13 protein-coding genes are annotated in these 14,902 nt (G+C 70.6%); 5 read left to right on the forward strand and 8 right to left on the reverse strand.

Annotated elements, in window-relative coordinates:
• Positions 1-318 precede the first annotated feature (318 nt).
• Positions 319-840, forward strand: coding sequence for a hypothetical protein (locus ABGB01_RS17215; RefSeq protein ID WP_347774386.1), 522 nt, complete (start codon positions 319-321; stop codon positions 838-840).
• Positions 841-905: 65 nt separating this feature from the next.
• Here the strand turns inward: ABGB01_RS17215 and ABGB01_RS17220 are convergent, their stop codons facing one another.
• The 7 genes from ABGB01_RS17220 to argH all read right to left on the reverse strand — a co-directional run bounded on the left by ABGB01_RS17220 (position 906) and on the right by argH (position 8,063).
• On the reverse strand, positions 906-2,051 hold the full coding sequence (locus tag ABGB01_RS17220) for an AI-2E family transporter (protein WP_347774388.1): 1,146 nt from the start codon (positions 2,049-2,051) through the stop codon (positions 906-908).
• Positions 2,052-2,342: 291 nt separating this feature from the next.
• A complete protein-coding gene (locus tag ABGB01_RS17225; protein ID WP_347774389.1) occupies positions 2,343-3,632 on the reverse strand; it encodes an MmgE/PrpD family protein in 1,290 nt (429 codons plus the stop codon).
• 17 nt (positions 3,633-3,649) lie between these two features.
• Complete coding sequence (locus ABGB01_RS17230; RefSeq protein WP_347774390.1) at positions 3,650-4,492, reverse strand: ABC transporter substrate-binding protein; 843 nt, start codon at positions 4,490-4,492, stop codon at positions 3,650-3,652.
• Positions 4,493-4,500: 8 nt separating this feature from the next.
• The gene (locus ABGB01_RS17235; protein ID WP_347774391.1) at positions 4,501-5,253 is read right to left on the reverse strand and encodes an amino acid ABC transporter ATP-binding protein; all 753 of its coding nucleotides are present in this window, start codon (positions 5,251-5,253) and stop codon (positions 4,501-4,503) included.
• Positions 5,250-6,071: an amino acid ABC transporter permease gene (locus ABGB01_RS17240; protein WP_347643384.1), complete on the reverse strand. Its 822-nt coding sequence runs from the start codon at positions 6,069-6,071 to the stop codon at positions 5,250-5,252. Before ABGB01_RS17240 ends, ABGB01_RS17235 begins: the two co-directional genes overlap by 4 nt.
• Positions 6,072-6,081: 10 nt before the next feature.
• Entirely contained in the window at positions 6,082-6,648 is a 567-nt protein-coding gene (locus ABGB01_RS17245; RefSeq protein WP_347774392.1) for an XRE family transcriptional regulator, read from the reverse strand.
• Positions 6,645-8,063: an argininosuccinate lyase gene (argH, locus tag ABGB01_RS17250; RefSeq protein ID WP_347774393.1), complete on the reverse strand. Its 1,419-nt coding sequence runs from the start codon at positions 8,061-8,063 to the stop codon at positions 6,645-6,647. Before argH ends, ABGB01_RS17245 begins: the two co-directional genes overlap by 4 nt.
• Positions 8,064-8,169: 106 nt before the next feature.
• Here argH and speB point away from each other — a divergent pair, with 106 nt between their 5' ends.
• Positions 8,170-9,102, forward strand: a complete 933-nt coding sequence (speB, locus tag ABGB01_RS17255; RefSeq protein ID WP_347774395.1) for an agmatinase — start codon at positions 8,170-8,172, stop codon at positions 9,100-9,102.
• Positions 9,099-10,673 (forward strand): thiamine pyrophosphate-binding protein, encoded by a 1,575-nt coding sequence (locus ABGB01_RS17260; protein ID WP_347774396.1) that lies wholly within the window; start codon positions 9,099-9,101, stop codon positions 10,671-10,673. Before speB ends, ABGB01_RS17260 begins: the two co-directional genes overlap by 4 nt.
• Positions 10,674-10,695: 22 nt before the next feature.
• Here ABGB01_RS17260 and ABGB01_RS17265 read toward each other — a convergent pair whose 3' ends face one another.
• On the reverse strand, positions 10,696-12,051 hold the full coding sequence (locus ABGB01_RS17265; protein WP_347774397.1) for a dipeptidase: 1,356 nt from the start codon (positions 12,049-12,051) through the stop codon (positions 10,696-10,698).
• A 264-nt stretch (positions 12,052-12,315) separates the two neighbouring features.
• Between ABGB01_RS17265 and ABGB01_RS17270 the strand changes: the two genes are divergently transcribed.
• Positions 12,316-13,698, forward strand: coding sequence for an aspartate aminotransferase family protein (locus ABGB01_RS17270; RefSeq protein ID WP_347774398.1), 1,383 nt, complete (start codon positions 12,316-12,318; stop codon positions 13,696-13,698).
• A gap of 58 nt (positions 13,699-13,756) precedes the next feature.
• Positions 13,757-14,866: an alanine dehydrogenase gene (gene ald, locus ABGB01_RS17275; protein WP_347774399.1), complete on the forward strand. Its 1,110-nt coding sequence runs from the start codon at positions 13,757-13,759 to the stop codon at positions 14,864-14,866.
• The last annotated feature ends 36 nt before the right edge of the window (positions 14,867-14,902 follow it).

Raw genomic sequence — 14,902 nt, forward strand, 5'->3', positions numbered from 1 at the left:
GCGCCGGGCGGTCCATGACAGGGAGTCGCGGGGTCCTTGGCTCTGCGTGCATGGTGGGGCGGCTGCGGACCGCCCCCGGGACGGGCCCCGTGCCGTGTCGGCCCAAAGCGAGGTCACGCCTCATTTGCGCACTTTTAAGAGAGCGCGCGGAGAGTGCTGACGAGGCGGGGTAGAGAGGAGGCGAAAGAACGGCGGCGAGTGTGCTCCTGAGCGACTCGACCGCCGCATTCTCGGAGATTGCACGGACGAAGCAGGCGTGCAGGCGCGGCCGCGAACGCGGACCACCTCCCAAGCTCCGCCGTGCGGAGGGAGCCGAGCATGGTAGACCCGCGCCACGCGCACACGCAGCAGCCATCCCGGGATCAGATTCCGGAGCAGGCGACCCCGCCGCGCACGGAGACGGCCCGGACGCAGACGCCACTCGCGGAAGAGGCGCCTCGGCCCACCGGTTGGGTGGGCTGGGTGATCTTCGCCGGCATCGGGATGATCATCCTGGGATGCTTCCAGGCGATGATGGGCCTGGTAGGGATCTTCAACACGGACTTCTACCTCGTCACCGCCGACAACCTGGCGATTCCCGTCAACTACACGGCCTGGGGATGGTTCCACCTGATCATGGGTGTGGTCGTCCTCCTCGCCGGCGCCGCCATCATGTCGGGTAAGACCTGGGGACGGGTGGTCGGGATCGTCCTCGCCTCCCTCCAGGCGCTCGTCAACTTCGCCTGGTTCCCCGCCTACCCGTTCTGGTCGATGATCGTCATCGCCTTCGACGTCGTCATCATCTACGCGCTGGCGGTCCACGGCCGGGAGATGAAGTCCTTCGACAGAAGCGGCCTGTAGGGGGTTTCGCGCCGGGCCCGCAGTTCCGCGGTGCAAGCGCCGAAGTGACGCGGGTGTGCCCAGCGTCACTTCGGCGGCACCGGTTTTGTCGTGCCCGCCGGCGGGGGCGGCTTCTTCGCCGCGGCCTCCAGCACCTCCTGGCGCGTGACGAACGTGTCGACCAGCGAGAGCAGCATCGCCACCAGGGGCACGGCCAGCAGCGCACCGATCGCACCGAACAGCGACGCCCCCAGGATCACTGCCGCGAACGACACCCCGGGATGGATGTCCACCGCCCGTGAGCTGATCTTCGGCTCCAGCGTCAGGTTCTCCACCTGCTGGTACAACAGGCCCCAGCCCAGCGCCGCCAGGCCGATCCAGGGCCGGGGCGAGACCAGCCCCACCACGACCGGCAGGGCGACGGAGATGTAGGTGCCGATGGTGGGCACCAACTGGGCGACCAGACCCGTCCACGCCCCGAGCGCCAGCCAGGACGGCATGCCGAGCGCCAGGAACACCAGGGCAGAGGCGGTGCCGTTGATGGTGGCGAGGACAAGCCGGGAAGAGACGTACCCGCCGGTCTTACTCGTGGACACGTCCCAGACGGTGATGAAGACCTCCTGGAACCGGCCAGGCAGCAACTGTGCGACCCATCGGCGCAGCCGAGGCCCGTCGGCCGAGAAGTAGAACGTCAGCAACAGCAGGGTGAACATGTTGAACACCGCCCCCACCACCGTCCCCAGCAGGCCGAGCACGCCGCTGAGCGCGCCCTGCGCGTACTCGGCCGCCTGCTGCGGGGTCAGGTTGACGGAGGCGAGGATGTCGGAGATGTCATAGCGCGTGCCGAGACGGGTGTTGAGCCATTCCACGACGCCGGTGATGACCCCGGGCAGCGCCTGCAGCAGTACCGCGACCTGCTGCACGAACAGGCTGCCGAACAGGACGAAAAAGATCACCACGGCCAGGATGAACAGCGTCATCATCAGCAGCGTGGCCCTCCCGCGGCTGGTTCGCCGCGACAGGCGGCGCACAGCGGGTTCCATGGCCAGCGAGAGGAACCACGCGATCACCAGCATGGTGATCAGCGACCCCGCGTCAATGAGCACAAAGCGTACGAAGAGCACCACGGCGACGACGGCCGCTATGCCGAGCCCGGTGCGCCAGACGTCCACGGGCGCGATCAGCACCCGCACCGCAGGCGTCTTGTCGCGCGGCTCCACCGGCTTCTCCATGACCCTCCAGGGACTCGGCGCCACACCCCTCTGTGGCCCGCGCGGCAAGACAGTGCTAACGGACGTGGCCGGCCGGGGAGGCACCGGACGTCGACCTCTTGGGCGTGCCCGGCATCGGGGTCGCGGCCCCGGTCACGCCGGATGCTGAGGTGACGTACCCAACGTACAAGGGCCGGCCGCTCAAGCCGGGCATTCGCCGGCTGGTCGGCTCGTCGGCACACGCGGCCCGGCAGCAAGGGCGGCGCGGCCGGCGTTCGCCGCGGGCGCATCCGCTCCAGGGCGGCTACATCGTCACAGGAGCGGGAGAAGGCCGCGCGCGTCCGGGCCGGTGTCGAGGGCCATGACCCGATCGGCCAGGCGTCTCCGGCCCGGCGCGAGACCGTGGAACTTGGCGAGCAGCCGCTCGTCGGAGAGGGGGTTGGTGGGAGAGCCGAGCGGATCGCTCACCCTTGCCCGCCGGACTGCGCCCGTGGTCGTGGTGACGGTCAGGGCCGGCTCGTCGATGCCGCCCATCTCCGGGTCCACCTCCAGGTCGATGCGGTCCATGAGTTCGGTCGCCCGGGGGTCGCCGCGTCGTTCGGGAGAGTAGGCGGCAAGGTCGGCGTCGCCGTACAGGATCCTGGCGGCGATGGCGTACGGCAGGCTCAGCTGTGCGCGGGGCAGGGTGGCGGCGTCACGGCCGCCGCACATGCCGGCCACGAGCGGGCTCAGGCGCACGTGGATGCGGTCGATCTCGCTGACATGCAGGTCCAGGCCGCCGATCGCGTCGATGGAGGAATGAGTGCTGCGGCAGGACGCGTACGGCTTGATGGAGCAGCGCGAGATCCGCCACGCCGTGCCGAGGCCGCGGGTCAGGGCGCCGGGGTCGGCGCCGGCGCCCGCGTAGGTCCGCAGGAAGCCGCCCCACACGTCGTCGAAGATCCGGCCGGGCCCGCTCGTGCCGGACGCGGCAAGCAGCGCGGCGGTCAGCCCGCCCTCGGCGGCGCGGCCCGCGTGCAGCCGCTTGCTCGCCGCGCCGTCATGCACGAAGGCCCACAGGCCACCGGAGAAGCCGGCCGCCAGCCCCAGCGCGTGGGCGGCTCGCGCGCTGTCCAACCCCAGCAGCCTCGCGCTCGCCGCCGCCGCGCCGAACGTGCCGCAGGTGCCCGTCGAGTGCCATCCGGCCTCGTTGTGCGCGGCGTACCCGCCACACGCCTCCAGCGTACGGCGGGCCACGTCATACCCCAGCACGACCGCCTCCAGCAGCTCGGAGCCGCTGACCGGGCGGTCGGCGAGGCTCAGGCAGGCCAGCGCGGCGGGCACCACCACGGCCCCGGAATGATCGCAGCCGCCGGTGTCGTCGAGTTCGAGCGCGTGCGCCGCGACGCCGTTGAGCAGTGCGGCGTCGCGCGGCGCCACGGTCAGGCCGGTCCCCCAGACGGGTGCGTTCCCGGGAGCGGCCAGGCCGGGAGCGGGAGAGGAGGCGCCGGCCAGGGCGGCGCCCAGCGTGTCGAGGAGGTGCCGCTTGGCCCGCTCGATCACGTCGCGTGGCAGCGGCGGGGGCTCGGCGACGAGGGTGGCGAGCGCCCGAAGGGGTGTCACGTGGGCGGCCGGCGTCCTCATGGGGCGGCGGTCCCGTTGAGGGTGACCTCCTTGATGGCGTTGCCCTTGAGGCCCCACTTGTCGAGCAGGCTCGCGTAGGTGCCGTCCTGCTGCAGGGCGCGCAGTGCCTTGACGACCGCGTCGCGCAGGCGCGGGTCCTGCTTGGCGAATCCCATGGCCTGGTTGACCTTGGTGAACGGCTCGCCGATGAGGTGGAACTTGCCGGGGTCCTGCTGAGAGATGTAGGGGAGGGTCTCGCTGCCCTGGACGGCGGCGTCGACCCTGCCCTGGGTGAGCTGGGTACGCGCGTCCGCGGAGCCCTCCGTGCCGACGACCTTGATCGGCTTGCCGGAGCAGTTCTCCTTGCTCCACTTCTTGATCTCGCCGGGGAAGGAGGTGCGGCGGCTGGCCCCCACGGCCTTGCCGCACAGGCTCTTCGGATCGGCGACCTTGCTCGTGGAGAAGAACTGCGCGCCCGAGCTCAGGTAGCCGACGAGGTCGAGCGTCTCGCGGCGCTCGGGCAGGTCGCTCATCCCTGAAAGGATCATGTCGATCCGCCCGGTGGTGACCGCGCTCTGCAACTGTTCGAAGGACGTTTCCTGCCATTTGACCGTGACTCCGAGCTGCTTGCCGACGGCGTTGCCGAGATCGATGTCGAAGCCGGTGAGCTGGTTGGTCGAGGGGTCCTTGAACTCCAGCGGCGGGTAGTTGGGGACGTTGCCGACCACGATGGTCCTGGACTCGGCGATCTTCGGGGGCAGCCCGCCGTCCGACGCGGTCGCGAGGTTCTTCGGCGCCTGCGCGGTGCAGGCGGTGGCGGCCAGGGCGAGGCAGGTGAGCAGAAGCATGGGACGGGACAACGGAACTCCTAGAGAACTGCTGAGAGAAAGGTCTTCGTACGCTCGTGGGAGGGGTTGACCAGGACCTGGTCGGGGGTTCCCGTCTCGATGACGCGGCCGTCGTCCATGAACACGACCTGGTTCGCCACCTCCTTGGCGAAGCCCAGCTCGTGGGTGACGACGACCATGGTCATGCCGGATGCGGCCAGGTCGCGCATGACCGCGAGCACGTCGCCGACGAGCTCCGGGTCGAGCGCCGAGGTGGGTTCGTCGAACAACATGAGCCGCGGCCGCATCGCCAGCGCGCGGGCGATCGCGACCCGCTGCTGCTGCCCGCCGGACAGGGTCGTGGGGTAGGCGCCGGCCTTGTCCTTCAACCCCACCCGCTCCAGGAGCTCCAGCGCCTGCGTCCTGGCGGTGTCGCGCGGTTCGCGCAGCACCCTGATCGGCCCCTCGATCACGTTCTCCAGCGCGGTCATGTGCGGGAACAGGTTGAAGCGCTGGAACACCATCCCGATCGGCCGCCGCTGCCGGGCGATCTGGGCGTCGCTGAGCTGGTGCAGCTTCCCGCCACGCTCGACGTGGCCGAGCAGCTCGCCGTCGACCCAGACGGCGCCCTCGTCGATCGTCTCCAACTGGTTGACGCAGCGCAGGAACGTGCTCTTGCCCGAGCCGGACGGCCCGATGACGCACAGCACCTCACCCGCGGCCACCTCCAGCGAGATGCCCTTGAGCACGTGGTTGGCGCCGAAGCGCTTGTGGACGTCGACTGCCTTGATCATTTCTTCACCCCTCGGGAGAAGCGGCGCTCGATGACCATCTGGCCCAGGCTGAGGATGGTGACCACGATCAGGTACCAGAACGTCGCCACGAACAGCAGCTCCATGACGCGGTTGTTGGCGTAGTAGATGTTCTGGGAGCTGTGCAGCACCTCCTGGTACTGGATCGCGCTGGCCAGAGACGTGAGCTTGACCATGCTGATGAACTCGTTGCCGATCGGAGGCAGGATGACGCGCATGGCCTGCGGCAGCACGATCCTGCGCAGCGTCTGGAAGCGCGTCATCCCGACCGCCTGCGCGGCCTCGGTCTGCCCCTGGTCGACCGAGAGGATGCCGCCGCGCACCACCTCGGAGGTGTAGGCGCCCTGGCAGATGCCCAGCCCGAGCAGCGCGGCCACGAACGGGGTCATCAGATCGACCATGCGCGCCTCGACGATGCCGGGGATGACGACGTAGGGGAAGACCAGCGCCAGGTTGAACCAGAGGAACAGCTGCAGCAGCTGCGGCGTGCCGCGGAAGATCCACGTGTAGAGGTACGAGACGCCGCGGGTGACGGGGTTCCGCGACATCCGCATCACCGCGAACAACACGCCCAGGGCCACCCCGAGGATCATGGCGAGCACGGCCATGACGAACGTGTTGACCACGCCGGTCAGGATGGCCTGCGCGGTCAGATACCGCCCGACCACGCTCCACTCGATCTGCGCGCCGGCGAACGAGGAGACGATCGCCACGAGGACGGCCACGACGACGATCGCCGCCACGTAGCGGCCGTAGTGCTTGCGCGCCACCCGGGGCAGGTGGGCGACATCTGTGGACATGTGGATCTCCTCACGAGCGAGAGGTCAGCGCGGGTGACAACACCCACAGAACTCGGGTGATCTCGTCGCCGGGGTTGGTGAAGGTGTGGGGAGTGTCGCCGGGGAACAGGAACGAGTCGCCCTCGCGCATCTCGATCCGCTCGCCCGAGGCCTCGATCGTGAACAGCCCCTTGAGGATGTGCACGAACTCGATGTCGACGGGAAGCGCGTACGGCTCGTGGCCCGACCCGCCGCCCGGCTCGATCTCGCTGAGCAGGACCAGCAACCTGCGCTCGTCCTTCGGCGTCAGCTGGTACTCGGTCATGCCGCTGCCACCGAACTCGAGCCTGGCCCGGCTCTCCGACCTGACCAGCCGCCCGCTGGAGCCGTCGAACAGGTCGGCCACGTCGAGGTCGAGCGCCTTGCACAGGCGCAGCAGCGAGGCGACCGAGATGGACACCTGGCCGCGCTCGAACCTGGATAGGAAACCCTTGGTGAGTCCCGCCCGCTCGGCCGTCTCGGTCAGGCTGAGCCTGCTCCGGCGGCGCAGTTCGCGGGCCCTCGGTCCGAGGCTGGGGGAGTCCGGGATCGAGATCACGTCTCGGGTCCCCGGTAGGCGCGGGCCCAGGCGCGCTGCCGCGCCAGCAGGTCGGTGAGGCGGTCGATCTGCTCCAGGACCCGGTCCGGCGAGGTGGCGCCGTAGCCGGTGCGCGCGGCGAGGGCCGCCTCGACGGTGAGGTGCGGACGCACGTCCGGGGTCAGCCGCACGTCCACCGCGGCCAGGTCCTCGTCCGGCAGCTCGTGCAGGTCCAGCCCCTTGTCCTCGCACATCCGCACGAGCGCGCCGGTGATCTCGTGGGCCTCGCTGAACGGCACGCCGCGGCGCGAGAGCCAGTCGGCCACCTCGGTGGCCAGCGTGAAGCCCTCGGTCGCCTGCCTGCGCAGCTCATCGACGTTCACCGACAGCGTGCGCACCAGCCCGGCCATCGCGGGCAGCACGATCGTCAGGGTGTCCACGGTGTCGAAGACGGCCGCCTTGTCCTCGGACAGATCCCTGTTGTAGGCCAGCGGCATCGCCTTCAGCGTCGCCATCAGGCCGCCCAGATTGCCGAGCAGGCGGCCCGCCTTGCCCCTGGTGAGCTCGGCGATGTCGGGGTTCTTCTTCTGCGGCATGATCGAGCTGCCGGTGGCGAAGGAGTCGTGCAGCTCCACCCAGCGGAACTGGCGCGAGGCCCAGGTGGAGATCTCCTCGGCCAGCCGCGACAGGTTCACGCCCAGCATCGAGGTGGCGAACAGGAACTCGGCCACGTGGTCGCGACCGGCGACGGCGTCGATGGAGTTCTCGCACGGCCCGTCGTAGCCCAGCTCCGCGGCCGACAGCTCAGGGTGTACGGCTATCGCCGAGCCGGCCAGCGCCGCCGAGCCCAGCGGGGAGCGGGCGGTGCGCCGGTCCCAGTCCTCGAGCCGGTCGGCGTCGCGGGCGAACGCCTGCGCGTGGGCCAGCAGCTGGTGCCCGAACACGATCGGCTGGGCGGGCTGCAGGTGGGTGAAGCCGGGCGCCGCGGTGCGGACGTGCGCGCGGGCCTGCTGCACAAGGCCGTCCTGCAGCTCGGCCAGGGCCAGCACCAGCTTCCTCGCATGATCGCGCAGGTACAGCCGCAGGTCGTTGGCCGTCTGGTCGTTGCGCGAGCGACCGGCGCGCAACTTGCCGCCCACCTCGCCCAGCCGCTCGACGAGGACCCGCTCCAGAAAGGTGTGCACGTCCTCGTCGGAGCCGTTCGGGCCGACCCGCCCGGCGCGTACGTCCTCGTCCAGCGTGTCGATCTCCGCCAGCAGCCGCTCCGCCTCGGCGGCGTCGAGGATCTCGGCTCTGAGCAGCTCACGGACGTGGGAGCGCGAGCCCGCCAGATCGTAGGCGGACATGCGGAAGTAGCTGTCGGGCGCGCGGGAGAGAGCGAGCAGCGACGGATCGGCGGGCGAGCGGAAGCGTCCACCCCAGAGCTGTTCGGACAACGCGGTTGCCTTCCGGTAAACGAAGTTTTCCGACATAGTGGTCTGCGTTGCCAGGGGTGTCAATAGCACCTCTTAAGCAGAAATATGCCGTTAACGAGGGAGTTTCATGTTTCAGGGACCCGTCGACGCCTCGCAGGTCCCACGCTTCGCAGGTCCCGACACCTACGCCCGGTTGCCCCGCCTCGACCAGGTGGAGCGGGCCGATGTCGCGATCGTGGGCGTGCCGTTCGACAGCGGGGTCTCCTACCGTTCCGGCGCCCGCTTCGGCCCGGCCGCGGTACGCCAGGGCAGCAAGCTGATCAGGCCCTACAACCCCGCGCTGGACGTCTCTCCGTTCGCCGACCTGCAGGTCGCCGACGCCGGGGACATCGCCTGCAACCCGTTCGACATCGGCCAGGCCATCGACACGATCGAGCAGGCCGTCGGGGGGTTCGACGCCAAGCTGGTCACCATCGGGGGCGACCACACCATCGCGCTGCCGCTCCTGCGTGATGTGCACCGCAAGCACGGGCCGCCGGCGCTGCTGCACTTCGACGCTCACCTGGACACCTGGGACACCTACTTCGGGGCCGAGTACACGCACGGCACGCCGTTCCGCCGCGCGGTGGAGGAGGGCATTCTCGACACCGAGGCGCTCAGCCACGTCGGCACCAGAGGACCGCTGTACGGCAAGGCCGACCTGGCCGAGGACCGCAGGCTCGGCTTCGGCATCGTCACCGCGGCCGACGTCATGCGGCGCGGCCCCGACGAGATCGCCGACGCCCTGCGCCAGCGGATCGGCGACCGGCCGCTCTACATCTCCGTCGACATCGACGCGCTCGACCCCGCCCACGCCCCGGGCACGGGCACCCCGGAGGCGGGCGGCCTGACCAGCCGCGAACTGCTGGAGATCCTGCGCGGGCTGTCGGGCTGCAACCTGGTCGGCGCCGACGTCGTGGAGGTGGCCCCCGCCTACGACCACGCCGAGATCACCTCGGTCGCCGCCGCGCACGTCGCCTACGACCTGATCAGCCTGTTCGCGCTGGGGAGACGGACATGAGAACCGGGGGAGACCTGGTCGCCGAGACCCTGGCCGCGCTCGGCGCCACCACCGTGTTCGGCGAGCCGGGCCAGCACGCGCTCGCCATGTTCGACGCCCTGCGCCGTTCCCCGCTGCGCTACGTCGGCTGCCGTACCGAACTGGGCGTCGCCTTCGCCGCCGACGGCCATGCCCGCGCCACCGGGACGGTCACCCCGTTCCTGGTCTCCACCGGCCCCGGTGCGCTGGCGACCCTGCCCGCCCTGATGGAGTCGCGCCTGGCCTGCGCCCCCGTGGTCGGGATCTCCAGCCAGATCCCGTCCGACGGGCTGGGCGGCCGCAGGAAGGGATACCTCCACGAGCTCCCCGACCAGGCGGGCTCCTTCCGCGGCGTGGCCACGTCGGTCCAGATTGTGCGGGCGCCCTCGCAGATCCCGTCCGCCCTGGCCCAGGCCTGGGAGGCGGCGCTCAGCGTGCCGCAGGGGCCCGCGTGGGTGGAGATCCCGCAGGACGTCCTGCTCGCGCCCACGGACGTCCCGGTGGTGGCCGACCTGAGCGTGTGCCCGCGTACGCCGCAGCCCCGTGCCGAGCTGGTACGGCAGGCCGTACAGGCGCTCGACTCCGCGTCGAACCCCGTCATCCTGGCCGGCGGCGGGGTCAACCTGTCAGGGGCAGGGCCGGAGCTCCTCGCCCTGGCCGAGCGGCTGCGCGCGCCGGTGGCTACCACGTTCGCCGCAAAAGGTGTCTTCCCCCGCGAGCACCCGCTGTCGCTGCAGTCGTGGCTGGAGGACCGCTTCGTCACCGAGTTCCTCGAGGAGGCGGACGTGCTGCTGGTCGCGGGCTCGGGGCTGGGGGAGCTGTCCAGCAACTACCACACGATGCGCCCTCGGGGGCGCGTCGTCCACATCGAGGCCGATCCAGGAAAGCTGGAGGCCAACACGAGCGGCTCGCTCGCCGTGCACGGAGACGCGAAGGCGACGCTGGGCGCGCTCGCCGCGGCGGTGCGGCCCAGGCAAGGCGACGGGCGCGCGGAAGCGGCCGTGGCGGACGTGCTGCGGCGGGTGCGCGACCGGCTCGCCGGCCACGAGCGGGAGTTCGCGCTGCTGGAGGCGATCCCGTCCGGCGTGCCGGCGTTCTGGGACATGACCATCCTCACCTACTGGGCGTGGTCGGCCTTCCCCGGCCACATGTGGTCGGCGCAGGGCGCGGGCGGCCTCGGGTACGCGCTGCCCGCCGCGGTCGGCGCGGCGGCCTCGGGACAGCGCACGCTGGCGATCTCGGGCGACGGCGGCGCGATGTACGGCCTGGCGGAACTCGCCACCATGCGCCAGCACGGCCTGGACGTCACCTGGCTGATCGTCGACGACGGGGGCTACGGCATCCTGCGGGAGTACATGACCGGCGCGTTCGGCACGCCTACCGGCACGGAGCTGGCCAGGCCGGATTTCGCCGGCCTGGCCGCGTCGTTCGGGGTCGCCGCCCGCGACGCCACGCCCGGCTCCCTGGCCCAGGAGCTCGCCGACGCCCTGGCCGAGCCGGGGCCGAGCGTCGTGGTCCTGCGCGCCCGCCCCCGCATGTTCGCCCCGACCTAGGAACGACCGGCGGGAACCGCTCCTAGACGCCGAGCGCCGACGGGAGGCTCAGCTCGTGCAGGAACAGAGCCTCCGCGGTGGCGACGCGGCGGAGCTCCTCCAGGTCGACCCGCTCGTTGGGCGCGTGGATGGCGGCGTCCTCGTCCTCCGCGCCGAACAGCAGGATCTCCGCCGCGGGGAACTGCTTCAGCAGCGTGTTGACCAGCGGGATCGACCCGCCCGCGCCCACGTCGCGCGGCGGGCGGCCGAAGGCGCGCTCCATCGCCCGGTTGAGCGCCGACCTGGCCTTGCCGCCGGAGTCGGCCTGGAAGCCGGAGCCCACGACGACGTCGCCGAACGCCACCTGCACGCCCCACGGCGCCACCTGCCGCAGGAACTCCGTCACCGCGCTGACCGTCGCCTTCGGGTCGCCGGCCGGCGGGATACGGAGCGTCACCCTGGCCCTGGCGACCGGCTGCACGGCGTTGACCGCGCCCGACACCGTCGGCACGTCCATGCCGGTCACGGTGATCGAGTAGGACGACCACAGGCGGTCGGCCAGCGAGCCGGAGCCCACCAGCGAGACCCCGTCGAGCACCCCGGCGGTCTGCCTGAACTCCTCCTCCGACGGCCCCTGGCCGAAGAAGTTGCCCCTGGGCAGGCCCGGCACCCGGACGTCGCCGTTGTCGCCGTGCAGCGCGGTCAGCATGCGCATCAGGGCCGCCAGCGCGTCGGGGGCGGCGCCGCCGAACGATCCGCTGTGCAGAGCCTCGCGCAGCGTGCGGACCTCGACGGTGAAGGCGGCCATGCCGCGCAGCGACGTCGTGACCGCGGCGTCGCCCACGCGCGGGTTGCCGGTGTCGGCCACCACGATGGCGTCGGCCCGCAGCAGCTCGGGGTTCTGCTCGACGAACGCCTCCAGGCGCTCGCCCGCGTATTCCTCCTGGCCCTCGATGATGACCTTGATGCCCACCGGGAACTGGCCCTGGAAGGCGCGCAGGGCGGTGACGTGCGAGATGATGCCGGACTTGTCGTCGGCGCAGCCGCGCCCGTACAGGCGGCCGTCGATCAGGGTGGGCTCGAACGGCGGGGTGCGCCACGCCTTCAGGTCGCCCGCGGGCTGTACGTCGTAGTGCGCGTAGAGCAGGACGGTGGGCGCGCCGGGCGGCGCGGGCGCCTCGCCGTAGACCGCGGGGAAGCTCCCCTCCACCTGCAGCTGCTGGACGCGCGGCAGACCCGCGGAACGCAGCAGTTCCTCCGTCAGCGCGGCGGCGGCGCGCACCGGCTCCTCCGGATGCCCGGGGAAGGCCACGGAGGGGATGGCCGCGAGCCGCTTGAGCTCCTCGACGCCTTGGGGCATCGCGGCGGCGACAGCGCTTTCGATCTGGTCAGGAGTCACGGACGGTTCCCCCGGGGGTCGTTCTCACAGAGATTCTCGAACAGTTCTACAGGGTGACAGGCGCTTTGCCGTCATGGAGGAGGATACGAGGTTCCGTGACACGCTGACCGCGCTGAGCCACTGCGGCAGGCGTGCGGATTTCGTTGCCGTTACAGAGCGGTTCTGCGGATCTCGATTTTCTTGCAGAGTGTCGCGACCGATTCGCTTGGCAAGCCTCAAGTGAACAGGCAAACTGTGGGAAGTCAGACACGAGGGAAGATAGCCATGACGCAGCCGGAAAACGACGTCCTCAAGGCCGCGCAAGACCATCTGTGGTTGCACTTCACCAGGCACAGCTCCTACCAGCAGTCCGAGATCCCGACCATCGTCCGCGGTGAGGGCTCCTACATCTACGACATCCACGGCAAGCGCTATCTCGACGGTCTGGCCGGGCTTTTCGTGGTCCAGGCCGGGCACGGGCGCCAGGAGCTCGCCGAGGCCGCCGCCAAGCAGGCCCAGGAGCTCGCGTTCTTCCCGCTGTGGTCCTACGCCCACCCCAAGGCGGCGGAGCTGGCCCAGCGCCTGGCCTCCCACACCCCCGGCGAGCTCAACCGCGTCTTCTTCACCACCGGGGGCGGCGAAGCGGTCGAATCCGCGTGGAAGCTGGCCAAGCAGTACTTCAAGCTCGTCGGCAAGCCGCTCAAGCACAAGGTCATCAGCCGCCAGATCGCCTACCACGGCACCCCGCAGGGCGCCCTGTCGATCACCGGCATCCCGGCGTTCAAGGAGATGTTCGAGCCGCTCGTGCCCGGCTCCATCAGGGTGCCCAACACCAACCACTACCGCGCCGACGAGATCACCGGCGTCAAGGGCATGACCCCCGAGGAGTACGGCTTCTGGGCCGCCGAGCGCGTGGCCCGCGCCATCGAGATGGAGGGGCCCGACACGGTGGCCGCCGTCTTCGCGGAGCCCGTGCAGAACGCCGGCGGCTGCTTCCCTCCCGCCCCCGGCTACTTCCAGCGCCTGCGCGAGATCTGCGACGCGTACGACGTGCTGCTCGTCTCCGACGAGGTCATCTGCGCGTTCGGCCGGCTCGGCACCATGTTCGGCGGCCAGAAGTTCGACTACGTGCCGGACATCATCACCTGCGCCAAGGGCCTGACCAGCGGCTACTCGCCCATCGGCGCCATGATCGCGCACGAGCGGCTGTTCGAGCCGTTCAAGGGCGGCGACACCATGTTCGCGCACGGCTACACGTTCGGCGGCCACCCCGTCTCCGCTGCCGTCGCGCTGGCCAACCTCGACATCTTCGAACGCGAAGACCTGCTCGGCCACGTCACCAGGAACGAGCCGCTGTTCAAGGAGACCCTCGAAGGGCTGCGCGACCTCCCCATCGTCGGCGACGTGCGCGGCTCCGGCTATTTCTGGGGCATCGAACTGGTCAAGGACAAGACCACCAAGGAGACGTTCGACGCCGAGGAGTCGGAGCGGCTGCTGCGCGGCTTCCTGTCCAAGGCGCTGTACGAAGCCGGCCTCTACTGCCGCGCCGACGACCGCGGCGACCCCGTCATCCAGCTGGCGCCCCCGCTGATCGCGGGACCCGAGGAGTTCGCCGAGATCGGGTCTATCCTCCGCAACGTGCTCACCGAAGCATGGGCGCGCCTCTAGGGGCCGCTCGCCGTCACACCATCCGGTACGACGTGCCGGCGCGCGAAAGGATCCACGGATGAAGATCGGCGTTCCCGCCGAGGTCAAGAACCACGAATATCGGGTCGCGGCGACCCCCTCGGGCGTTCACGAACTCGTGCGCAACGGCCACGAGGTCACCGTCCAGCAGGGTGCGGGTCTGGGCTCGTCCATCACGGACGAGGAATATCTGGCGGCGGGCGCCAAGATCGTCGACAGCGCCGACGAGGTGTGGGGCGAGGCGAGCCTGGTGCTCAAGGTGAAGGAGCCGATCGCCGAGGAGTACCACCGGCTGCGCGACGGGCTGGTGCTGTTCACGTACCTGCACCTGGCCGCCTCCCGCCCGTGCACCGACGCCCTGCTCGAGGCGAGGACCACGGGCATCGCGTACGAGACGGTGCAGGTCGGCGGGGCGCTGCCGCTGCTCGCCCCGATGTCCGAGGTCGCCGGCCGCCTCGCGCCGCAGGTGGGCGCGTACAACCTGATGCGCTTCAACGGCGGCCGCGGCGTCCTGCCGGGCGGCGTGCCCGGCGTGGCCCCGGCCAAGGTGGTCGTGATCGGCGGCGGTGTGTCGGGGCTGAACGCCGCGCAGATCGCCGTCGGCATGGGCGCCGACGTGACCGTGCTCGACACCAACGTCGACCGGCTGCGCTTCATCGACGCCATCTACCAGGGCCGGCTCAAGACGCTGGTCTCGACGTCGTACGCGATCGAGCGGGAGGTCCTGCATGCCGATCTGGTCATCGGTGCGGTGCTGATCCCCGGCGCCAAGGCACCGACGCTGGTCTCCAACGACCTCGTGTCCCGCATGAAACCGGGCTCGGTGCTCGTCGACATCGCCATCGACCAGGGCGGCTGCTTCGAGGACTCGCGCCCGACCACGCACGCGGAGCCCACCTACCGGGTGCACGACTCGGTCTTCTACTGCGTGGCCAACATGCCGGGCTCCGTCGCCAACACCTCCACCCACGCCCTCACCAACGCGACCCTCCCGTACGCGGTCAAGCTGGCGAACATGGGCTGGCGGGAGGCCGTCAAGGCCGACGCGGGGCTCGCGGGCGGGCTCAACACGCAGGGCGGCCGGCTGACGAACCAGCCGGTGGCCGAGGCGCTCGGGCTGGCGTACACGCCGCTGACCGAAGTCGTCTAGTCGTCCACGCGGCGGGGTGGGCTGCGGCCCAGCGGC

Source organism: Nonomuraea sp. B5E05, from assembly GCF_039880665.1.
Taxonomy (GTDB): domain Bacteria; phylum Actinomycetota; class Actinomycetes; order Streptosporangiales; family Streptosporangiaceae; genus Nonomuraea.

Coding starts and splice junctions, on each gene's coding strand:
- ABGB01_RS17215 (WP_347774386.1), top strand. CDS start 319: ATGGTAGACCCGCGCCACGCGCACACGCAGCAGCCATCCCGGGATCAG.
- ABGB01_RS17220 (WP_347774388.1), bottom strand. CDS start 2,051: ATGGAGAAGCCGGTGGAGCCGCGCGACAAGACGCCTGCGGTGCGGGTG.
- ABGB01_RS17235 (WP_347774391.1), bottom strand. CDS start 5,253: ATGATCAAGGCAGTCGACGTCCACAAGCGCTTCGGCGCCAACCACGTG.
- ABGB01_RS17240 (WP_347643384.1), bottom strand. CDS start 6,071: ATGTCCACAGATGTCGCCCACCTGCCCCGGGTGGCGCGCAAGCACTAC.
- speB (WP_347774395.1), top strand. CDS start 8,170: ATGTTTCAGGGACCCGTCGACGCCTCGCAGGTCCCACGCTTCGCAGGT.
- ABGB01_RS17260 (WP_347774396.1), top strand. CDS start 9,099: ATGAGAACCGGGGGAGACCTGGTCGCCGAGACCCTGGCCGCGCTCGGC.
- ABGB01_RS17270 (WP_347774398.1), top strand. CDS start 12,316: ATGACGCAGCCGGAAAACGACGTCCTCAAGGCCGCGCAAGACCATCTG.
- ald (WP_347774399.1), top strand. CDS start 13,757: ATGAAGATCGGCGTTCCCGCCGAGGTCAAGAACCACGAATATCGGGTC.